Source organism: Streptomyces sp. NPDC104831, from assembly GCF_055583025.1.
On sequence record NZ_JBVJOT010000025.1, the window covers coordinates 1 to 22,032 of the forward strand.

Genomic DNA, 22,032 nt, shown 5'->3' on the forward strand with positions numbered 1-22,032 from the left:
CCCCTCCCTGGGCCCCCCCCTGGGTCCCTCTACTGGGCGGGTTTTCCGGGGGGGGGGGGAGAGGGGAGGGGGGGCCCTGCCGGAAGTGGGGAGGAGGGCCCCCGTCACTTTCCCGGGGGCGGTTTCCCGCCCTTCCTCACACGGCCGCGGTGGCGGTGCCGGCGCCGCCGAGCAGCGCCGACGCGGCCCGGAGCCCAGCGGGAGCGCCCTCGGCCGCGGCCCGGGGGCCGTCGTGGCAGGTGAACCCGAGGCGCGTCATGGCCCGCCGGGTGAGGATCCGGCCCACCTGCTTGACGGGGTAGCGACGGCGGCCGATGGTCACCGACGCGCCCGTGACCGGCTCGGGCTTGACGTCCTTCATCGAGTCCAGCACCCCGGTCCGGGTCAGGTCGAACGGGTACCGGGCGATGACACAGCGCATGATGCCTCACAGGGGAGAAGACGGGGGAGGGGGGAACGGGCCGCCCGGGACCGGCCGGATCAGCCCGTGAGGGCGAGCGCGCCGGGAGCCCGGCCGTGCGCACCGGCGTCACCGGGGCGGGCGCCGGACGGGCACGGCGATCCGTCGAGGACGTCCCGCAGCCGGATCCGGTCCGTGTACGCCGGGCTGTCGCGGAGGCCGGCGAGCCGGACCCGGGTGATCAGGCCCGTGCTCCGGTCGTCCGCGTCGCACACGGTCAGGTACTCGACCCGGGCACCCGCCATGACGGCCAGGGCCACCTCGACGGTCATGTCGTCCCAGACCCGGGGACCGTGCCCTTCGCCGTCCCCGCCCCCGCCCACGGGAGCGGGGTCCGGAACGCGGTGCTGTGTCCGTGCAGGCGTCAAGGGTGACTCCTTCGGTGGGGGACGGGGCCCCTCGCGCCTTCCGGGAGCGGGAGGCCGCGGGGGAGACCACGAGGGCTCCGGGCGGGGGCGGGAGACTGCTCCGGGCTACGCGGCCGACTCGGTGCCGGGCCGCCGCTGGGCCCCGCGCCGCGTCCCCGCGCCGGCGGGACGGCCCTGCGCGGGCCGGCCCCCCTGCCCGGCACGGCCGCGGCGGTTGCGGGACGGCGCGGACCCGGACGCGCGGCGGGGGCGTTCCACGGCGGGCGCGGTGATGACCACCGGGACCCCGGAGGGCGCCTGGGCGCCGGTGATGCGGCTCAGCTCCGCCTCGCCCGAGCGGACCGGGGTGACGTGCGGGGTGATGCCGGCCGAGGCCATCAGCCGGGTCATGCCGCGGCGCTGGGCGGGGGTCACGAGGGTGACGACGCTGCCGGACTCCCCGGCGCGGGCCGTACGGCCGCCCCGGTGCAGGTAGTCCTTGTGGTCGCTGGGCGGATCCACGTTGACGACCAGGTCGAGGCTGTCGACGTGGATGCCGCGCGCCGCGACGTTCGTGGCCACCAGGACGGTGACGTGACCGTCCTTGAACTGCGCCAGGGTCCGGGTGCGCTGCGGCTGCGAGCGGCCACCGTGCAGGGCCGCGGCGCGGACACCGCTGTTCAGCAGGTGCTTGGTCAGCCGGTCCACCGCGTGCTTGGTGTCCAGGAACATGATGACCCGGCCGTCCCGGGCCGCGATCTCGGTGGTCGTGCGGTGCTTGTCGGCCTCGTGCACGTGCAGCACGTGGTGCTCCATCGTGCTGACGGCACCGGCCGACGGGTCGACGGAGTGCACCACCGGGTCGGTCAGGTAGCGGCGCACCAGCAGGTCGACGTTGCGGTCCAGGGTGGCCGAGAACAGCATCCGCTGGCCGTCCGGGCGGACCTGGTCGAGCAGGGCGGTGACCTGGGGCATGAAGCCCATGTCGGTCATCTGGTCGGCCTCGTCGAGCACCGTGATGCCGACGTCGGCGAGGTGGCAGTCCCCCCGCTCGATGAGGTCCTTGAGCCGGCCGGGCGTCGCGACGACGACCTCGGCGCCGGTGCGCAGCGCGCCGGCCTGCCTGCCGATGGACATCCCGCCGACGACGGTGGCGAGCCGCAGGCGCACGGACCGGGCGTAGGGCGTCAGCGCGTCGGTGACCTGCTGGGCCAGCTCGCGGGTGGGGACGAGGACCAGGGCCAGCGGCCGGCGCGGTTCGGCGCGCCGGCCCGCCGTACGGGCCAGTGCCGCGAGCCCGAAGGCGAGGGTCTTGCCGGACCCGGTACGGCCGCGGCCCAGTACGTCACGGCCGGCCAGGGAGTTCGGCAGGGTCGCCGCCTGGATCGGGAACGGCGCGGTCACGCCTTCCTCGCGCAGGGTGGCCAGCAGCGGCGCCGGCATGTCGAGATCGGCGAACGTCTCGACGGCGGGCAACGCGGGCGTCACCGTCTTCGGCAGCGCGAACTCGCCCCGCACGGGCTGTCGGTTTCCCGAGCCGCCGGAGCGGCGCGGGGCACCGGAGCGGCCGCCGCCGTTTCCGCCGGAGCGGTCGTACGAGCGGGTGGTACGAGTGCGCGGGGAACTCGTGCGCGAGTTGTTGGCTGTGCGGTTCATGCGGAACCTTCCTCGATGCGGGCGCGTATCAAGGAGTTTCCGCGGCAGAACGAGCGGCGCAGAGAATCGCGAGAACGGGCCGAAAATGACAGGGCAGAATTGCCCTGGAAATAAAGCGAGCCGGGGCCCGCACCCCAAGGTGCGGGCCCCAGCTGTGAAGAATGCGTCGCTTCCGCGGATCAGGCGGTGACGATGTTCTCGGCCGTCGGGCCCTTCTGGCCCTGCGCGATGTCGAACGACACCTTCTGGCCTTCCTGCAGCTCACGGAAGCCCTGGGCGGCGATGTTCGAGTAGTGGGCGAAGACGTCGGGGCCGCCGCCGTCCTGCTCGATGAAGCCGAAGCCCTTTTCCGCGTTGAACCACTTCACGGTACCGGTAGCCATTTTGTTTCTCCTTCGGAGACGGTGCCAGGAACACGCCTTGTGCGCATTCCATGTCGCCGTGATGATCAGCCGTCGGAAAAACCTTCTGGCAACCACACCTGCAACTGATGACGACACTAGCACGCCGAGGCGGCCCCTGCGCGGTCCGGAATTTCGCCCCCGCCCGTGGTCGCGGGAATACGTATCGCGTGCCGAGTCGATTTCTCATGTCGCCACCACAGATATTGCCTCCCAGGCCCGCGGCCTTACCGCCGGCCGGTCCACCGGCAGCCCCCTGACCTCGTACGACGCACCGTTCGCACCCGCTGTCGCGGCCATCGGACAGACCCCCTGAAAACCCACCGAACCCCGGGCGGGAGACGAAGCCCACATCACCGCCCCGGGCCGGTCACCGCACCCGGGGCCGGCCGTTCAGGAGAAGACGACGGAGCGCAGCAGCAGGCGCTCGGACGCTCCCGCGCCCGGCCGCAGGGTGTAGTAGGCGTCGCCCTCGCAGTCGGCGTCGAGGAAGACGGTGGCGGTGGCGTTCGTGAGGTTCTTCGGCGCCCTGGACACCGTTCCGGGTGCGGCGGCGGGCGTGGGGAGGTTGACGCACGCGCGGCCGGCCGGGTTGTTCAGGAAGCCGACGGCGTCGTACCCCTCCGCGGTGGTGTAGGTGTAGCGGAACTGGCCGGTCGCCGCGGTGGCCGCGCCCGGAACGGCCAGCAGCAGGACGAAGGCACTGCAGGCGGCGCCGACGGCCGCCGTGACGGAACGAAGAGACACAGGGGTTTCCTTCTGTCGGGTACCGGTACGGTCAGTGCCAGCGATGCCCCGGCGCCGCCGGGATAGACGCGCTGTCCCCCGAACGGGGGTCGGCGATCACTCGTGGAGCGCGCCGAAGGCGACACGTGCCGGACCCGGACCCGCTGGATGTCGAAGAGCACTGCCGGAACCCGCGAACCCGCATCAGGGGGCGGCAGGGCGCCGCGGACGTCTCCGGTGGACGCGGGCGGCGCGGATCGCGGCCGTCGGGCCGCGGGGCGAACGCGGACGCCGAACCCGAGCGTCACCGCGAGGGCGCGCCGGCCGCCGCGCCGGAGGGTCAGGCCGTCGCGTGCTGCCGGCCGGGCTGGTCGCTGCGGTCGGCCTCGTCCTGGACGAGCAGGGAGAGGAGCGCGGCCACCGTCAGGCCCTGGTTCGCCTCGGTGGGATGACGGAGGATCTGCGTGGGATCGATCCGGTAGGTGTTCCCGCGCCCCTCCCGCCGGTGCGAGAGGTAACCGTCCCGTTCGAGGTCGGCGATGATCTTCTGCACGGCACGCTCGGTGAGCCGGCAGTGCGCCGCGATGTCGCGGATGCGCGCGTTCTGATTGTCCGCGATGGCGGCGAGTACGCGGGCGTGGTTCGTCAGGAAGGTCCAACCAGTGTGTGACTCGGGCACTCCGTCCATGCCCCGAGTTTACCCAACCCCACTTTCACGCATCCAGAAACACGTATTACTGTTCATGTAACGATGGACGTGTGCCAGTCGGGCGGGCGGCGCCGCCGTAGACGTCGGCGAGCAGAGGCGGGAGTGACCATGTACGGCCTTGTCCACAGCGCCACACCCACGGCGGTCTCCGGTTCCAGAGGTCCTGGAGGTGCGGCGACCGCCGCGTACGCTCCGCGCGGGAGCCGGATCCGGGTGACGGTCCTGGGCGAACTCGACCTCGACTCCGCCCGCTCCCTGTGGCCCGACCTCTTCCAGTCGCTGGCCGACTCGGCCACCGGCCTGGACCTCGATCTCGGCGGCGTCGGCTTCTGCGACTGCGCCGGCCTCAACCTCCTCCTGGACCTGCGCCGACGGGCGATGAGCCAGAACAAGACCGTCACCGTCGACGCGGCCAGCCCCCCGGTCGCCAGACTGCTCACCCTCCTCGGCGCCGGTGAACTGTTCCTGCTTCCACGGGCCATGCCGAAGGGGGCATAGGCCCGATAAGGCATCCACTCGGACAACCCGGCGCCCTCTTCGGGGCCGCCCGCGGTCCCTCTCAGAGTTCCTTGGCCGGCCAGTCCAGCAGCCGGGCGCCGATGACCGCGGTCTGCAGCATGTAGCGGTGGGCGGGGTCGGCCGGGTCGGCGCCGGTGAGTTGGTGGATGCGTGCCAGGCGGTAGGTCAGGGCCCGGACGCTGAGCGACAGGCGGCGGGCGGCCTCGGCGGCGACGCAGCCGGACTCGAAGTAGGCGGTGAGCGTGTCGAGGAGCGGCTCGGCGCCGCCGCGTGCCGTGGTGAGCGGGCCGAGGGCGCCGAGGACGAGGTCGGCCATGGCCTGCCGGTCGCGGGTCAGGACGGGATAGACGAGGAGGTCGGCGGCGCGCAGGACCGGGTCGTCCAGGCCCAGCCGCCGCGCCAGCTCCAGGGTGTTGAGGGCTTCCTCGTAGGACTGGACGACTCCGCCCGGGCCCGGTTGCGGGCGGCCGATCGCCACCGTGCCGCCGCCGATGGCGGCACGGGCCTGTCCGGCGAAGCAGGGCAGGACCTCGTCCTCGTGGCCGGGGGCGACGCACAGCAGCCGGCCGTCCTTCGTGGTGAGCAGCACGTCCCGGTTGCCGAAGCGGGCCAGCAGCGCCTGCTCCACCCGTCGGGCCACCGGTGCGCCCTCCGCGTAGGCCACCGGGCCCTCGGCGACGGCGACGGCGTGGGCGCGGGAGAGGCGCAGGCCGAAGCGTTCGGCGCGTTCGGCGAGACGGCCGAGGTCGCTGCGGCCGTAGAGCAGGTCGTCGATGAACTCCCGGCGCGCCGCCTCCTCCTGGCGCACGGCGATGCGCTGGGCGCGTTCGTAGCCCTCGGCGAAGGCGTCTATCACCTGGTGCACGGCTGCCAGGGTGCCGTCGGCCGAGCCGCGGGCAGGCGGCCGCACGGCGCGCGCGGCGGTCAGGTGGGCGCTGACCAGGGACCGCAGCCCGTAGCCCGCCTCCGCCGCCTGCTCGCCCAGGGCCCGCCGGGAGGCGATCTCCTCCCGGGTGAGACGGCGGCCCGTGGCCGAGACCTCGGCCAGGATGGCGGCATAGCCGTCCAGATACTGCTCGGGAATGTCCCGCCCTGTCACGCCGCCCCCCCCGGATCCTGACGCGCCGATGACGCCTTCTTGGTGGGTCACCGGCATGCAGACCCTAGTGAAGACTGCCGGACACCGGCAATGCGCGGGCGTGCGCCGGTCCCTCATCATGGGCCGCGGGGAGCACTGCGGGGGGCTCCGATGCCGGACACCGGCAGGTGGTCCGGCACCGGGACGCATGCCGAAGCGGTGCACCGTTCACCGACGCGCGGCTGTCCCTTCGACCGCCCACTGCCTCAAGGACGTATGCCATGTCTGTCATCGGCGTGCTCGCCGTCGCCCTCCTCCTGCTCGTGGCGGTGGGCCTGCTGGTCCTCTCCCGGCTGTTCCGCAAGGTGGAGCAGGGCAAGGCGCTGATCGTCTCCAGGATGCGCAAGGTCGACGTGACCTTCACCGGGCAGGTCGTGCTGCCGGTGCTGCACAAGGCCGAGGTGATGGACATCTCGGTGAAGACGATCGAGATCACCCGGGCCGGCAAGGAAGGGCTGATCTGCCGGGACAACATCCGCGCGGACATACGGATCTCGTTCTTCGTCAAGGTCAACAAGACCGTGGAGGACGTCATCAAGGTCGCCCAGGCCGTCGGTACCCAGCGGGCCAGCGACCAGCGTACGCTCCAGGAGCTGTTCCACGCGAAGTTCTCCGAGGCGCTGAAGACGGTCGGCAAGCAGATGGACTTCACCGACCTGTACACCCAGCGCGAGGAACTCCGGTACAAGATCATCGAGTTGATCGGCGTCGACCTCAACGGCTACCACCTGGAGGACGCGGCGATCGACTACCTGGAGCAGACGCCGCTGACCCAGCTGGACCCGGCCAACGTCCTCGACGCCCAGGGCATCCGGAAGATCACCGAGCTGACGACGATCGAGCACGTGCGCACCAACGAGTACCAGCGCACCGAGGAGAAGGAGATCACCCGGCAGAACGTCGACGCCCGCGAGGCCATCCTGGAGCTGGAGCGCCGGCAGGCCGACGCCGAGATCAAGCAGCGGCGGGAGATCGAGACCTCCCGGGCGCGCGAGGAGGCCGAGACCGCCCGGGTGGTGGAGGAGGAGCGGCTGCGCGCCCAGTCCGCCTTCCTGCGCACCGAGGAGCAGCTCGGCGTGCAGCGGGAGAACCAGGCCCGGGAGGTCGCCGTCGCGGCGAAGAACCGCGAGCGGGTCATCGCCGTGGAGAACGAGCGCGTCGAGAAGGACCGGCTGCTGGAGGTCATCGCGCGGGAGCGGGAGACCCAGCTGACGCGGATCGCCGCCGAGAAGGAGGTCGAGGCGGAGCGGCGGGACATCGCCGAGGTCATCCGGGAGCGGGTCGCGGTGGACCGCACGGTCGCCGAGCAGGAGGAGGCCATCAAGAAGCTGCGCGCGGTCGAGGAGGCCGAGCGGCAGCGGCAGGCCGTCGTCATCGCCGCGGAGGCCGAGGCGCAGGAGAGGCTGGTCAAGGACATCAAGGCCGCGGAGGCCGCCGAGCAGGCGGCCACCCACCGGGCCGCCGAGGAGCTGACCCTCGCCGAGGCGCGGCTGAAGACCGCCGACCTCGACGCGCAGGCGAAGGTGCGGCTCGCCGAGGGCGTGCGGGCCGAGGCCGCCGCCGAGGGACTGGCCGCCGTCCAGGTCCGCGACAAGGAGGCCGAGGTCGTCGAGAAGACCGGCCGCGCCGAGGCGGAGGCGACCGGGGCCCGGCTGCGGGCGGAGGCCGAGGGCCTGCGGGCCAAGGCCCTCGCCCAGGCCGAGGCGATCGGCGAGAAGCTCAAGGCGGAGGCCGCCGGCCTCACCGAGAAGGCCGCCGCGATGGCCGCCCTGGACGAGGCGTCGCGCGGGCACGAGGAGTACCGGCTGCGGCTGGAGGCGGAGAAGGACGTCCGGCTGGCCGGACTGGACGCGCAGCGCAAGGTCGCCGAGGCGCAGGCCGCCGTCCTCGCCACCGGCCTGGAGAACGCCGACATCAACATCGTCGGTGGCGAGTCGGTCTTCTTCGACAAGCTGGTCGGCTCCATCGCGCTCGGCAAGGGCGTCGACGCCTTCGTGGAGAATTCGCAGACCGCGCGGACACTGGCGAAGCCCTGGCTGGACGGCACGTCGGGCTTCACCGACGACCTCGTCCGCGTCCTCGGCTCCGTCTCGACGGCCGACGTGCGCGACCTGACCGTATCCGCCCTGCTGATGCGACTGATGAAGGCGGGCGGCACGAACGCGGGACAGCTCCAGCAGCTCCTCGACAAGGCGGGCGAACTCGGCCTCGCCGACACCCCGCTCACCGCCCTGAACGGCGCGGCCAGGGTCTGACCGGGACCGCGTGGTGCCGGAGCCGCACGGGGACGGCAGGTCCGGCACCACCCCCTGCCGCCACCTCCTCGAAGGGATCGACCGTCCATGGCCACCGCCCCGGAGACCGGCGTGCACGACAGCGCCGACGCCGGCACGTACGAGGTGCTGCGCGACCGGCTCGCCGCGCAGGCCGGCGAACTCGCCCGCCGTGCCGAACTGCTCAACACCCGGCGCGTCGAGGAATTCGGCACGGCACGGCTGGAGCTGGCCGGCACCCGGCGCCTGCGCACGGAGCACGCGTGCGTGCCGCGGGACACCGTGGCCGTGGGCGACGCCCTGCTGGTCGGCGCCACCGACCGGCCCGGCCTCGGCCCGCGGACGGCGGTGGCCGACGTGTTCGCCCTCTACGACCGCGAGCTGAACCCGCTGCCCGACACGGCCGTACCCGGTCTGCTCGACGACGCCGCGTTCGTGCGGGAATTCGCCGACCTGCACCGGTACTACCGGCAGGCCCGCCTGCTCCGGCTGCGCCGGCTCGACGGCAGGCTGCTGGCGGTCTTCCGCACGGGCGAGAAGACCGAGGACATCCGCGTACTGCGCTGGGCCCTGGACGAGGCCGGCCGGCCGTCGTTCCTGGACGCGCGCGGCGAGCGCGACGACGTGTTCCCGCCCTCCCACGACTTCGCCTGGACCGAGACGACCCGCGAGGACCACGTCCTCGGCCGCCATCCGCACGTCCGCGTCCAGGACGAGCTGTACGTCTCCACCGTCGGCGGCACGCTCACCGTGAAGCTGGAGAACGACACCGAGACGGGTGAGGGGATCCACGGTGAGCCGGTCGTGGAGCCGCTGCAGGCGCTCGCCGACGCGGACATCGCGCACGCGCGCGTGGGCGCCCTGATCCTGCTGCGCGTACGGCCGTACAAGGAGGACGCCCACCGCCACCTGGTGTTCAACACCCTCACCAGGACGGTCGTCCGCCTGGACGGCATCGGGCAGGCGTGCCGCCGCCTGCCCGACGACCAGGGCATCGTGTTCCCCGGCGGCTACTGCCTGGCCACGGGCGCCCACAAGACGTACGAAATCGCCGCCCAGGGCCTGGAGTTCGAGCGGGAGATCCGCTCTCCCAACGGCGAGGACGTGCTGTACGCCTTCCAGGCGCGCGGGGAGAGCCGCGGTCTGCTGCTGTCGTACAACACCATCCGCAAGGAGATGGCGAACCCGCTGCCCTGCCGGGGCTGGGCGCTGTTCGACGACGGCACCTTCGGGGTGCTGCGCGCCGACGGCGAGGAGCCGGCACAGGTCCATCCGGTACAGCTGTGGCGCTCGCCCTACGTCTCCGACGCTCACGCCGCGACCACTCCGGCGGGGAGCGGCGCGCTGGGCCGGGTGGGCAACGCCGATCTCGTGCGCGGCATCGCCGCCTGCCTGTCCGTCGCCGGCCTGGCCCGGGAGGGCAACACGACCAGCGAGGGCTACCGTGCGCTGGTCGCCGCCTGTGTGCGTGCCGCCGACGCCCACCACTGGCTGGCCGACGCCGATCTGGGCGACCTGCTGGGCGCGCTGGACGCGGTCCGCGGCACGGCCGAGCAGGTGCTGGCCGAGTTCGAGACCGTACGGGCGCTGGCCCGGCAGGCCGAAGACGCCCTGGACGAAGCCGCCGAGCGCATCGCGTCCGTCGTCCGCCGCCTGCGCGGGGAGGCACCGAAGGAGGCCGCGGCCTGGGTGAGCGGGCTGACCGAGCTGCGGCACGCCCACGGCCATCTGCTGACTCTCAAGGAGACGCGGTACGCGGACATCTCCCGTGTCGACGCCCTCGCCGCCGCGGCGGAGGCCGACCTCGCGGCGTTCGGGCAGCGGGCCGTCGCCTTCCTGGCCCGTGAGGACGCGTTCACCGGTCACGAACAGGAGGTCGAAGGGCTCGTCGCCGACGCGGAGGCGATCTCCACGGTCGCCGAGGCGGGCCCCGTGGCCGCCCGGCTGGACGGACTCGGCGACGCCCTGCGCACGGTCACCGATGTCGTCGCCGCCCTCGACATGGGCGACACCACCGTCCGTACGTCCGTCCTGGAGCGCATGGCCGGGGTGCTGGCGGGGATCAACCGGGCCCGGGCCACCCTGGACGCGCGCCGCCGCGCGCTGGCCGAGCGTGAGGGCCGCGCCGAGTTCGCCGCCGAAACGGCGCTGCTCGCGCAGGCCGTCACCGCCGCCCTCACGGTCGCGGACACCCCGCAGGCGTGCGACGACCAGCTCGCCCGGCTCCTGGCCCGGCTGGAGGACCTGGAGGCCCGCTTCGCGGAGTCCGACGACCTCCTCGGCGCCCTCGCGGACAAGCGCACCGAGGTCTACGACGCCTTCACCGCCCGCAAGCAGTCGCTCTCCGACGCCCGCGCCCGCCGCACCGGACAACTCGCCGCCTCCGCCACGCGGGTCCTGGAGACGGTCACCCGGCGCTGCGCCACCCTCCCCGACGCCGACGCGATCGCCGCCTACTTCGCCTCCGACCCGATGCCGGCCAAGGTCCGCCGCACCGCCGCGGAACTCCGCGAGCTGGGCGACACGGTGCGGGCCGAGGAACTCGACGGCCGGCTGAAAGCCGCCCGCCAGGAAGCCGAACGCGCCCTGCGGGACCGCACCGACCTGTACGCCGACGACGGCCGCACCCTCCGCCTCGGCGCCCACCGCTTCGCCGTCAACACCCAGCCCCTCGACCTGGCCCTCGTCCCGCACGACGACGGCCTCGCCTTCGCGGTCACCGGCACCGACTACCGCGCCCCGGTCACGGACCCGGACTTCGCGGCCACCCGCGCGCACTGGCACCGCCCCCTGCCCTCGGAGTCACCGGAGGTCTACCGCGCCGAGCACCTCGCCGCCCGCCTGCTGCGCGAACACGGCCCGGCCGCCCTCACGGCGGCCGAGGACCTCCCCGCCCTGGTGCGCACGGCGGCGCGAGAGGCGTACGACGAGGGATACACCACCGGTGTCCACGACCACGACACGGTGCTCGTCCTCACCGCGCTCCTGCCCCTGTACGAGACGGCCGGGACCCTCCGCCACGAACCCGCCGCCCGCGCCGCCGCCCAGCTCCACTGGGCCCATGGCACCACCGCCGCGGAACGTCAGACATGGGCCCGGCGCGCACGCTCGCTGGTCCGCGCCCGGGACACCTTCGGCCTGGCACCCGCCATCGCCGAACTGGAGCGGGAACTCGCACAGCGGATCGGCGGTGAGTACGCGGAGGCCGCCGCCTCCTACCTCGTCGAGGAGCTGACCACCGGTCCCGACGGGTTCGTCCTGAGCGCGGGCGCCCGCACCCTGCTGGACAAGTTCCACCGCGCCGCCGGCGGGAGCGCCTACGCCGACGACCTGACCGCGCTGGACGACCCGGGCGTACGCCGGCAGCTCGTCGAAACGTGGCTGTCCTCGTACGCGACGGCCACCGGCACGGACCTCACCGCAGGCGACGTGGCCGAGGCCGTGGCGGCCGAACTCTGCCCCGATCTGCCGCGCTACGACGGCGACGCCCCCCTCACGGCGACGGCCGCGGGTCTGCTGGGCAGCCACCCGCGCATCACCGCGGGCCGCCTGCCCCTGCGCCTGGACGAGTTCCTCGCCCGCACCGCCCGGTTCGCCGCGCGGGACGTCCCCGCCCACCGCGCCTACCAGCGGCGGCGCGCCGCCCTCGTCACCGCCGAACGCGACCGTCTGCGCCTGGACGACCACCGCCCGCGCGTCATGTCCGCCTTCGTCCGCAACCGGCTCGTCGACGAGGTCTACCTGCCGCTCATCGGCGACAGCCTGGCCAGGCAACTGGGTACCACCGGCGACACCAAGCGCACCGACACCGGCGGACTGCTGCTCCTCCTCTCCCCGCCCGGATACGGCAAGACGACCCTCATGGAGTACGTCGCCGAGCGCCTCGGCCTGATGCTCGTCAAGGTCAGCGGTCCGGCACTGGGCCATGCCGTCACCTCCCTCGACCCGGCCGAGGCCCCGAACGCCACCGCGCGCCAGGAGGTCGAAAAGATCAACTTCGCGCTGGAGGCGGGCAACAACACCCTCCTCCACCTGGACGACATCCAGCACACCTCGCCCGAGCTGCTCCAGAAGTTCATCCCGCTGTGCGACGCCACCCGCCGCGTCGACGGCGTCCGCGACGGCGAACCGCGCACCTACGACCTGCGCGGCAAGCGGTTCGCGGTCTGCATGGCCGGCAACCCCTACACCGAGTCCGGGAGCCGCTTCCAGGTGCCGGACATGCTCGCCAACCGCGCCGACGTCTGGAACCTCGGCGATGTCCTGACCGGCAGACAGGACGCCTTCGAGATGAGCTTCGTGGAGAACGCGCTCACCGCCAACCCGGTCCTGGCCCCGCTCGCCGGCCGCGACCGCACCGACCTCGACCTGCTGGTCCGCCTCGCCCAGGACGACCCGACGGCCCGTGCCGACCGGCTCTCCCACGCCTACCCGCCCGCCGAACTGGAGCGGGTCCTGACCGTGCTGCGGCACCTGCTGACCGCCCGGGAAACGGTGCTGGCGGTCAACGCGGCCTACATCGCCTCGGCGGCCCAGTCGGACGCGGCCCGTACCGAACCGCCCTTCCGGCTCCAGGGCTCCTACCGCAACATGAACAAGATCGCCCAGCGCATCCAGCCGGTCATGGACGATACCGAGCTGGCCGCCGTGATCGACGACCACTACACGGCCGAGGCCCAGACCCTGACCACGGACGCCGAGGCCAACCTGCTGAAACTGGCGGAACTGCGCGGCACCCTCACCCCCGGCCAGGCGGCCCGCTGGGCCGAGGTGAAGGCGGCGTACGTCCGTACGCGGACCCTCGGCGGCCCCGGGGACGACCCCCTCACCCGGGCCGTCGCGGCACTCGGGCTGCTCGCGGACCGGATCACCGCCGTAGAGACGGCCATCACCCGCGCGACCGGCCCGCACCCACGGCTCACCGGCCCGGACGCCCGGCACGCGGCCGAGCGGAGGGAGCCGTGAGGGCGTACTTCCCCCCACCCGTGGCCGTGGCCTCCGTCATCGTGACGCCGGCCACGATCGGCGACACACGAGTGACCTGCGGCGGAAGGAAGCCGGCACCCGGTGTACCGGAGCGCGGACGGTCGCTGTCCGTCCCGGCAGCGGTGGCGGTGCTCACCGGGAGCGTCGACAATCGGAGGTGGGTCCGACTCCATCCCCCTTACCCATGTTCGAAACGCCCGACCGGAAACCGGGCAAGCCGGTGACACGCCCGGTCGGGACCGCGTCCAGGCGCGGGTGACGTGCCGGGTGGCGTGCGGAGTGAATGCCGGAGGACCGATCGTGGCACTCACCGAGAAGGACCTGCTCCGGATGGGGGACGGCGGCTTGGTGGAGCTGTTCCGCACCAGTCCGCCCGGCGAGATCCCGCACGGCCCGCTGGAGGGCACGGGAATCTTCCCGTGGGGCGGCCGATGGGTGGCGGAGCTGCTCGCCCGGCTGGTGCGCACGGCCCTGTGGCGGGGGAAGGTGTTCGACCGCGCGGGATATCTCAGTAACCGGATGACCGCGTTCGACGTGCTCGCCCTCGTGGCTCAGGTCTACACCGGGCCGAGTCTGATGGACGAACAGGACTGCATCGTCATCGACTACTCCCGCATCTCACTGGTGGCTCGCGGTGTGCGCGACGAGATACGCGAAGTCGGCCCGGGGCTCTATCTGGGTGTGGTCTGGCTGTTGGGGGCGCGGGTCGGCTGGTTCGCGCTCAGGGTGCCGGAAGTCGGTTCCGGAAGCACGAAGGCGGAGCGGACCGCGGCCAGGCCGCCTGGTTGACCCGCGGCACGCGGTCCGCGGTACGCGCAGCAAGGGACGATCATGAGTATCTCCGGTAACCGCGACTGGCCGAGCCGGGCTCCCGCCGGCGGGAGTACCCGTCACCCGAACGGCTCAGCCCTTGTGGCCGGCAGCCGCCGGGGAGCGGAAGGTCGAAGCACGTGAGCGGGCAGCCCGGTCGCCGCCCGCCGAGGGAGAACGGAGTGCGACCATGACCGCACAACCTCACCCGGGAGAGCCGTCCGGCGGTTACGGCGCGCCCCCCTCCGGACGCAGCGCCTTGGCCATCGGAGGCGCCACCTTCGCCGGCGTGCTGCTGCTCGTCAACGGCATCCTGGCGATCCTCCAGGGCATCTCCGCGATCGCCCGGGACGACGTCTACGCCCGGATCGGCGACTACGTCTACAAGATCAACCTCACCGGATGGGGGTGGATCCTGCTGATCCTCGGCGTCATCGCCGCCATCACGGGCTGCGGCATCCTCTCCCGGGCCGCCTGGGCCCGCGCCGTCGGCATCGCGCTCGCGTCGCTGAGCCTGATCGCGCAGTTCCTGTTCCTGCCGTACCAGCCGCTGTGGTCGATCATCGTCATGGCCATCGACGTGTTCGTGATCTGGGCCCTCGCCTCCCACCAGCCGGAGCCCACCCGGCGATGACCCGCAGGCGGCACCGGTCCGGACAGCGCGGCACGGGCGGTCAGTACAGGGCCTTGTAACCCTTCCACCCGGTGGCGATCGCGGTGCGAGGACCGAAGGAGCCCTTGCCGTCGCCGTTGTGGCGCCACAGCTTGCCGGAGGTGTCGCGGGAGACGAGGTCCGCCCTCCCGTCCCCGGTGATGTCGCCGACGCCCACCACGACGTTGTAGGAGGCCCCCCAGTTGTCGGCCACCTTGACCCGCGCCCTGAAGCCGCCGGTCGCCGTTCCCGTGTACCGCCACAGCCTGTTCGACGTGTCCTGCGCCAGCAGGTCCCCGTATCCGTCACCGTTGAGGTCGCCGACGCCGGTGATCCCCTTGTAGCCGGACCACTTGGAGAAGATCTTCGCCCGTGCCGTGAGCTTTCCGCCGCCCGTGGCCTTGTACAGGTAGATGTCCCCGGTGGACGCCTGGCGGGCGACCAGGTCCGCCCGGCCGTCACCGGTGACATCGCCCGGTGAGGTCAGCACGTCGTACTGGTTCCAGCCCGACGTTCCCAGTGTGGTGTACGGCGTGGACGTCGTCAGGGCTTTTCCGCACCCCGGGCGGTACCCCCGCAGCGCACCGCCGCCGACCCGCACGAGCACGTCGTTGCAACGGTCACCGTTCAGGTCCCCGAACGGCACCGCCGTGATCGAGGCCGGCCATCCCGCAGCCGAGGTCTTCGCCGAGAACTTCCCGGTGCCGTCGCCCCGATGGAAGGCGAGCGCACCCTTGGCGTCGAGCGTGAGCAGGTCGCCGATGCCGTCGGAGCCGACGTGGTCGCGTCTCACCGCGGCACCACCGGTCAGCTTCAGCGTGCCGGACGCCGTCGCCGGCGCGCCGTGCCCGTCGGCCGGGGTCACGGTCAGCGTCCAGCCGTACGTGCCGTTCGGCACGTACGCGCCCGCCGGCGTCCTGCCGTTCCAGGACGCACGGACCGCACCCTGCGCGGCGCCGCCGGACAGGGTGCGCACGGTCGCCCCGGTCGCCTTGTTCCTGAACGCCAGCGTCCACGAGGCGGCCGGCTTCGAGAGCCACCACGTGCCGTCCCACGAGGACGACGGGTCCACCAGGCCGACCGAGGGTTCCGTCCTCGCTCCCAGGACCGCGATGTCCGTGGCGGGGACGCCGCTTCGCAGGACGTGGACGTCCTGGGAGGCCGGGTCCACGTAGCCGACCAGGCCGGTGTACGGATCGACGTCCCACTTCCCGGCCTTGGCCGCCAGGGTCCGGCTCACCGCGGAGCCGCTCGTGACGTCCGTGAGGGTCAGCGCTGCGGAGGCGGGGTCACGCGTGACCAGGAAGCCGTCGCCCAGGCGCGTCTCCCGGCCGGCGGGCACGGCGATGAGCGCCTTCTTGCGGGTGTCGTACACGACGGCCCGGTCCACGCTGCCCTGGGCGAGCTCGCACGAGCCGGACCAGTACACCCAGCGTCCCACCGCCTGGAAGCCACCGACCGAGCAGCCGCTGCCGACCGCCCGGAACGACGTGATCGCGGTGCCCGAACGCACCTCCGTGGCCGTGACGGTGCCGTTCTGGGTCGTCGCCCACAGCGTCTCGCCCCACAGGGCGGAGGGGCCGACGTCGGCCGCGCCCGTACGGGTGAGCACGACCTTCCGCGTGTCCAGATCCGCCACCGCCAGGCCCTTTCCCGCGGGCGTGGGCCCACGCCAGGCCGCGTACCGGCCCGCGACGTCCACGAGGCCGTCGCCGTCCTGGAGACCGGAGGTCACCGGGGTGCCGGGAAGGGGCTGTCCCCGGTCCAGGACGGACATCCCCCCGTCCGTGTTCGTCACGACCGCCCGGCCGTCGCCCGTTCCCATCAGACGGGGACAGTCCCCGTAGTCCCCGGCCGTGATCCCGCACCTCCGGGTCGCCCCCCGGTCCGTGCGCGTGCCCGCCGTCAGCGCCTCCGGTGCGGTCAGCGAGCGGCTGTACAGGTGCGTCGCCCCGTCGCCGGACTCGTAGGTCATCAGCTCGCCGCCGCTCAGATCGAGCGACTCGATCCCGAAGGGCACGGGCGGAAGGTCCACGATCCGGTGGACCCGGGGCAGACCGTCGGGGCCCGCCTGGATCCTGGCGATGCCGTAGTCGAGGGAGGACTCCCCGCCGGCGAGGACCAGGCCGCCGTCGGGGGCCATGGCGGCGGCGGGATCCGCCCGCTTGAGCAGGGGCAGTTCCGCGGAGCCGTCGAAGGGCAGCGCGGACACGCTCCAGACGGAGGAGCCGTCCTGCCGCGCGACGACGAGCGCGTCACCGACGACACCGAGGATCCTGTTCGACGAGGTGCGGGGGAACGCCACCTCGTGCGTGGGCGCGTCGTAGGCACCCTGGGCGTACACCCGCACCCGGGACGTGTCGTACCAGCCGGCCAGGTAGTCGGGTCCCACCACGGTGTCCGTGCTCGCCACCGGCGGCGGCAGGGTCGTGGCGGCACCGGTCTCCGCGTCCACCCACGCGTACTGGAGCACCCGGTCGGGACCGCGGTAGCTGACGAGGATGCCGGAGGCGGAACCCCTGGGCAGGTAGGGGAAGACCACCCCGTCCGGGAGCCCGGTGACGGGCCTTTGCACCGTGCTGCCGTCCTCGTCGCGCAGCAGGAACAGCCGGGTGCGTTCCCCGCCTGTCGACGTGCCGGTCAGGACGGTGTGTCCGTACGTCTGGAGATAGCTCTGGCCCGCCGGGACGGCCACGGTCTGTGTCGTACCGGTTCCCATGTCCCGGAGCAGGACCTGCCCGCCACTGCTCTGGGAGGGACGAAGGGCGACGACGTCCGAACCGGTGCCGTACACACCCGCGGTGCCCGGCTGGAGTCGCTCCCCGCCTTCCACCGGCTTGCGGCTGCCGTCGTAACCGGTCCACCAGAGGCCGTGAGCCTCGGCGGTGGAGCGGAACTCGAGAAAGCCGGAAGCCCCCGCGCTCTGCACGTACGCCGTGCGCGGAGTCGCGCGCATGGCGGCCGGAACGACGATCTCCGTCGCGGTATCCGCGTACGCCGGCACCGCCGGCGGCACGGCGGACACCGAGAGCGCGAGCCCGATGAACGTGACAAGGGAGCCACGCACGAAGGCACGACCAGTCACTTGCTACCCCTCCCCGACGGAGGGCCCCACCCCCCGAACCCCCGAACAAGTCGGCGGATCCTAGCATCAGTTGGGAACAGGCGGCCGAGCCGAGCCGGTCGGCCGGTCCGGATACGGACGATGCGGCACCCGCGCGTACGAGCCGGTTCCGTGTGACAGGTGAGGTGTCCTTCCCCTCACCTGTCATCGGAGGGCCGACGGGTCCGGCTCACGGAGTGCCGGTCTTGTTGAACCCCTTGTCCAGGTAGGGGGACTGGTCGACGACGAAGCCGTCGTCCGCGACCAGGCGGGCGATGCCGCCCTGGTCCCGCCAGACCTCGTCGGCGGAGCCGAAGGAGAAGCCGCCGTACTCCGGGTGGTTCTCGTTGGTGTAGACGCGGTAGCGCTGGCCGGGCTGGATGACCGTCCCCGGCGGGAAGGGGAACGCGCGGCCGGTGGGCTTGGCCTCCACCTTCCAGCCGGTCAGGTCCTGCGGTCCACCGCCCTTGTTGAGGATCTCGACGTACTCGTCCGCCTGACCGGCGCTCGTACCCTGATAGCGCAGGCCGGAGATGATCACGTCGGGCTCGTCGAGCGTGAACATGCACACCACGTCGGCGAAGTTGATGCCGCCTTCCGGGCTGCGGAACTGCCGGACGATCTGGCCGTTGCGCTCGAATCCGCTCAGCACCGCCCGGTACTGCTTGCCGTCGATCGTGACGGGCTGGGGATGGACGAAGGTCTGCAGGTCGACCAGGTCGTCGTCCGCCGGGCTGGTGCCGGTGCTGTTGGGCGTCTCGTTGTGGTGGAAGCCGAAGGTGAGGTCGGTCGTGCTGCCGTCCTCGAACATGACGTTGATGGTGAGCTGGACGTCGAACCGGCTGGGGCTGACGTTCGTGGGCTTGTTGCGGTGGATGAAGGTGCCGACGACGAACTCGGTGCCGTCGAGCTGGACGTCCGCGGCCTCACCGCGGAACTGGTAGCCGCTCTGGCTGCCGGCGCTGCCCCACTGGACGTAGTCGGTGCCCAGGCCGTTGACCGGTGAGATGGCGGGGTTGGTGGAGGAGAAGACGCCGGAGGTGACGACGGTGGTCATGGTGTCTGGGTCCCGCCCTCTCAGTCCTCGTCCTCGATGACCTCGGCCTTGAGCTTGGCCGGCGGTGCGGTGCCGATCCGGGCGACGCCGTCGGTGTGGCGGCCGGCCCTGGCACCGTCGACGGCTTCGAGGCCGCAGGTGTAGACGATGCAGTCCTTGTCCTCGCTGCCGGTGTTCAGGTGCACGTGGTAGGTGAAGGACAGGGTGCGGCCGTTGTCGCCGACGGTGGCCTGGACGGGAGGCAGGTTGCCGCCCGTGGTCTGGTTCATGCGCTTGTACTGGGCGCCCACCGTGCCGTTCCAGCGGAATCCGGTGGGGGCGGTGAAGACGTGCTCGCGCTCGCCGGCGTCGACCGTCTCGCTCCAGTTCGGCGTGCGGACGCAGATGTTGATGGTGGTGCCGAGCCCGCCGGGAGCGTCCTCCACCCCGCCCTCCTGCCAGACCACGAGGTCGAGCTTCTGGGCCTGGCCCTGCCCGTTCGGGGGCTGGTCCTGCCCGTTCTGGGCCCGGCCCTGCTCGTAACCCCAGTCGTAGCCGTTCGCGTACTGGTCCCGCTCTCCGCGCGAGCCGTCGCGCGGCGGGTCGGCGTAGGGCTTCCCGGCGAGCGCATCGGCCCGCCCCTGTTCCTCCCCCCGTTTGTAGGCTTCCTTCTTGGCCTGCACGTCGGTGCTCATCTCCGAGTCCTCCTGGGGCTGTGATCGAAGCGTGCGAGGGAAAGGGAGGCGTCCTGGTGCGGTCGCCCCGGCCGGCGGGGCGCGGCCGGAGCGCGGTGCCGCACGCCGCACGGTGCACCGATCGCGGTCGTCATGAGGGCCGCGCCCGTAAGACGGAACGCGGGACGCCGCCCGTGGCTTCGAGCGGGACGTCCGCGCGGGCATCGCGGCACGCACCGGACCTCCATCCGGGTCCATCGTTAGCCCGGACAGACCGGTGCTATGCCGCCGTTCCCCCGTTTGGAATGCCGAATCGATTCCGCGTCACTTGTTCGAGTTCAGTTGAGGCGCGAAACGGCGCACAGGAAGCGGAGGGAGCGCACCGATCCGCTCCCCACCACAGCCGTCGGCGCCCGCCGGGCCCTCCTCCCGTGCGGATTGCCTCGCCGTCCGCCCCACCCGGGCCCTCCCTCGTGCGAGTGGCCGACGCGGTGGCTGCCCCTGCGACGCCCCTCCGACCGGTATGCAGGGGAAATGCCAACGACAGCGCGGAGGGAGACGTGGATGCGGGAAACGAGGCCGTGGGCGTGTGAGGTGTCGGACGCCGTCGGGGCCCGGCCGCGCCCGCGCCGGGTGGTGGCGGCGTGACGGCCGGATCCACGGCGCTGCGGCGTCCGCCGGATCCACCGGACGCGGAGGGCCTGCCGAGCACCGTCGCGGGCAACGGCACGGCCGGGTTCTCCGGGGACGGCGGGCCCGCGCCGGACGGACGGCTGGCCTTCCCCGCGGACGTGGCCGTGGGAGCGGGCGCGGTCTTCGTCGCCGACCACGCGAACCACCGGATCCGCCGGATCGACGGCACCGGAACCCTGACGACGATCGCCGGGGACGGGCTGCGGGGCTTCACCGGCGACGGCGGCGAAGCGGTACGCGCCCGCCTCGGCTTCCCGTCCGCGCTGGCGGTCGCCCCGGACGGGGTCCTGTTCGTCGCCGACGAGATGAACCACCGGATCCGCCGGATCGACCCCTCGGGTGTCGTCGACACCGTCGCGGGAGACGGCTCGCGCGGCGAGGGCGAGGGGGACGGTGACGGCGGCCCGGCCGGCAGCGCCCGGCTTGACTCCCCGTGCGCCGTGGCCGTCGACGGGGCCGGCCGGCTGTACGTCGGGGAAGCGGGCACTCCCCGGGTACGCAAGATCGACAACGGGGTCATCAGCACGGCCGTCGCGGCATCAAGGTGGTCCGGTGGCTCCGGTGGCTCCGGTGCGGCCGACGCGGGCGGGGCGTTCCTGCCCGCCGGCCTGGCGGTCGACGCGGACGGCCGGCTGTACATCGCCGACCCGGAGGGCCGGCGGCTGCTGCTGCTCGGCTCGGACGGGACGCTCCGGGTACTGGCGGGACCGCCGGGCGGGGACGACGGCGCCACGGTGGTCGACTGGGGCGCGCCGTGCGCGGTGGCGGTCGACGGCGAGGGCGTGCTCTACGTCGCCGACCAGACCGGGCACCGGGTGTGGCGGTTGGCCGGCGGAGAGGCCCGTATCGTCGCGGGGATGCCGGAACCGGCGCCCTGCGGGACTACGGCGTCCGGCGCCCCGGCCGACGCCGTCGTACACGCCGGGCTGGCTTACCCGTGTGGTCTCGCCGTGGATCCGGCCGGGCGCCTGCTCGTGGCGGACAACTTCCACCACCGGATCGCGGCCGTGCCCCTCGCCAACGCACCCTCCGCGGACACGGAGCCGGCACGGGACGAGGAGCCGGTACGGGACGAGGAGCCGCCGTCGGACGGGGAACCGGAGCCGCAGCGAGAAGCCGAGCGCGAGCCGGAGCCGGAAGCCGAGCGGAAACCGGAGCCCGAGCCGGAGCCCGAGCCCGAGCCCGAGCGAGAACCGGAACCAGGCCGGAAACCGGAACCGGACCGGGAAGCCGACGGCCCGCCGGTCGGTGACGCCGGTGACGCCGGTGACGCCGGTGCCGCGTCCGCCCGGCTGGAGGTCCGGCAGGAGGTCGGCCTGGAGATCCGGCGCGGACAGAGCGAGTTGATCCACGTACGGATCTCCTCCACCGACCCCTGGGCCCCGGGACGGGTGGAGCACCACTTCACGGCTCCGACGGGATTCGCCTTCGACGGCCGGGTGACCTGCGCGTATTACCGCGCGGATCGCACGGTCGTCCCCGGCGGGCACCCGACGGGATCGGTCGGGGACGGCGGCCGGTCGCTGGTCGTCACGGACGAGCCCCGCCTGAACACCCCCGGCCATCCGGCGGCGGCCCTGGTCTACACGCTCGGCGTCCGCGCCCTGAACGACGCCGAGCCGGGCCGGTACACCGACGGGCGGGCCGTGATCGCGGGCCGGCCCGAAGTGCGCCTGAAGGCGAGCGTTCTCGGAGACGACGACGACTGACGGGGGCGCAAACCCGAAATCCGGAGCCGTCCGTGGCGGACCACCCGCCATGGGCGGCTCTTTGCGTTCCCAAACCATGAATGCCGAGGTGATCGTTTCTGTGCGCCCGATTCACCCTCGTGGTGGTCACGAGTTGCAGG

At 72.9% G+C, this 22,032-nt stretch carries 16 protein-coding genes; 6 read left to right on the forward strand and 10 right to left on the reverse strand.

Going from position 1 to position 22,032, the window contains the following annotated elements:
• Positions 1-136: 136 nt before the first annotated feature.
• The 6 genes from ACZ63H_RS18490 to ACZ63H_RS18515 all read right to left on the reverse strand — a co-directional run bounded on the left by ACZ63H_RS18490 (position 137) and on the right by ACZ63H_RS18515 (position 4,278).
• Entirely contained in the window at positions 137-421 is a 285-nt protein-coding gene (locus ACZ63H_RS18490; RefSeq protein WP_469866243.1) for an SCO5918 family protein, read from the reverse strand.
• A gap of 59 nt (positions 422-480) precedes the next feature.
• Positions 481-828 carry a CBS domain-containing protein gene (locus ACZ63H_RS18495; protein WP_469866245.1) on the reverse strand — a complete coding sequence of 116 codons (348 nt, stop codon included), beginning with the start codon at positions 826-828 and terminating at the stop codon, positions 481-483.
• A 105-nt stretch (positions 829-933) separates the two neighbouring features.
• A complete protein-coding gene (locus tag ACZ63H_RS18500; protein ID WP_469866247.1) occupies positions 934-2,463 on the reverse strand; it encodes a DEAD/DEAH box helicase in 1,530 nt (509 codons plus the stop codon).
• Between the two features lie 179 nt (positions 2,464-2,642).
• Positions 2,643-2,846 carry a cold-shock protein gene (locus ACZ63H_RS18505; protein WP_020113641.1) on the reverse strand — a complete coding sequence of 68 codons (204 nt, stop codon included), beginning with the start codon at positions 2,844-2,846 and terminating at the stop codon, positions 2,643-2,645.
• Between the two features lie 411 nt (positions 2,847-3,257).
• A complete protein-coding gene (locus tag ACZ63H_RS18510) occupies positions 3,258-3,611 on the reverse strand; it encodes a hypothetical protein (protein WP_469866249.1) in 354 nt (117 codons plus the stop codon).
• A gap of 319 nt (positions 3,612-3,930) precedes the next feature.
• Positions 3,931-4,278: a helix-turn-helix transcriptional regulator gene (locus tag ACZ63H_RS18515; protein ID WP_469866251.1), complete on the reverse strand. Its 348-nt coding sequence runs from the start codon at positions 4,276-4,278 to the stop codon at positions 3,931-3,933.
• 234 nt (positions 4,279-4,512) lie between these two features.
• Here ACZ63H_RS18515 and ACZ63H_RS18520 point away from each other — a divergent pair, with 234 nt between their 5' ends.
• Entirely contained in the window at positions 4,513-4,797 is a 285-nt protein-coding gene (locus ACZ63H_RS18520) for an STAS domain-containing protein (protein ID WP_469866253.1), read from the forward strand.
• Positions 4,798-4,858: 61 nt separating this feature from the next.
• Here the strand turns inward: ACZ63H_RS18520 and ACZ63H_RS18525 are convergent, their stop codons facing one another.
• Positions 4,859-5,917 (reverse strand): PucR family transcriptional regulator, encoded by a 1,059-nt coding sequence (locus ACZ63H_RS18525; protein WP_469866255.1) that lies wholly within the window; start codon positions 5,915-5,917, stop codon positions 4,859-4,861.
• A gap of 260 nt (positions 5,918-6,177) precedes the next feature.
• Here ACZ63H_RS18525 and ACZ63H_RS18530 point away from each other — a divergent pair, with 260 nt between their 5' ends.
• From ACZ63H_RS18530 to ACZ63H_RS18545, 4 genes are all read left to right on the forward strand, one after another.
• Entirely contained in the window at positions 6,178-8,211 is a 2,034-nt protein-coding gene (locus tag ACZ63H_RS18530) for a flotillin family protein (RefSeq protein WP_469866257.1), read from the forward strand.
• An 87-nt stretch (positions 8,212-8,298) separates the two neighbouring features.
• A complete protein-coding gene (locus ACZ63H_RS18535) occupies positions 8,299-13,194 on the forward strand; it encodes a DNA repair ATPase (protein ID WP_469866262.1) in 4,896 nt (1,631 codons plus the stop codon).
• A 321-nt stretch (positions 13,195-13,515) separates the two neighbouring features.
• On the forward strand, positions 13,516-14,004 hold the full coding sequence (locus ACZ63H_RS18540) for a hypothetical protein (RefSeq protein ID WP_469866264.1): 489 nt from the start codon (positions 13,516-13,518) through the stop codon (positions 14,002-14,004).
• A gap of 211 nt (positions 14,005-14,215) precedes the next feature.
• Positions 14,216-14,659, forward strand: coding sequence for a DUF7144 family membrane protein (locus tag ACZ63H_RS18545; RefSeq protein ID WP_469866266.1), 444 nt, complete (start codon positions 14,216-14,218; stop codon positions 14,657-14,659).
• Between the two features lie 40 nt (positions 14,660-14,699).
• On the opposite strand, the gene ACZ63H_RS18550 is transcribed toward ACZ63H_RS18545, so the two are convergent.
• From ACZ63H_RS18550 to ACZ63H_RS18560, 3 genes are all read right to left on the reverse strand, one after another.
• A complete protein-coding gene (locus ACZ63H_RS18550) occupies positions 14,700-17,762 on the reverse strand; it encodes an FG-GAP-like repeat-containing protein (protein ID WP_469866268.1) in 3,063 nt (1,020 codons plus the stop codon).
• A 208-nt stretch (positions 17,763-17,970) separates the two neighbouring features.
• A complete protein-coding gene (locus ACZ63H_RS18555; protein WP_469866270.1) occupies positions 17,971-18,837 on the reverse strand; it encodes a choice-of-anchor K domain-containing protein in 867 nt (288 codons plus the stop codon).
• A gap of 20 nt (positions 18,838-18,857) precedes the next feature.
• Positions 18,858-19,511, reverse strand: a complete 654-nt coding sequence (locus ACZ63H_RS18560) for a hypothetical protein (RefSeq protein ID WP_469866272.1) — start codon at positions 19,509-19,511, stop codon at positions 18,858-18,860.
• A 623-nt stretch (positions 19,512-20,134) separates the two neighbouring features.
• Here ACZ63H_RS18560 and ACZ63H_RS18565 point away from each other — a divergent pair.
• Complete coding sequence (locus ACZ63H_RS18565) at positions 20,135-21,892, forward strand: NHL domain-containing protein (RefSeq protein WP_469866274.1); 1,758 nt, start codon at positions 20,135-20,137, stop codon at positions 21,890-21,892.
• Positions 21,893-22,032: the final 140 nt, after the last annotated feature.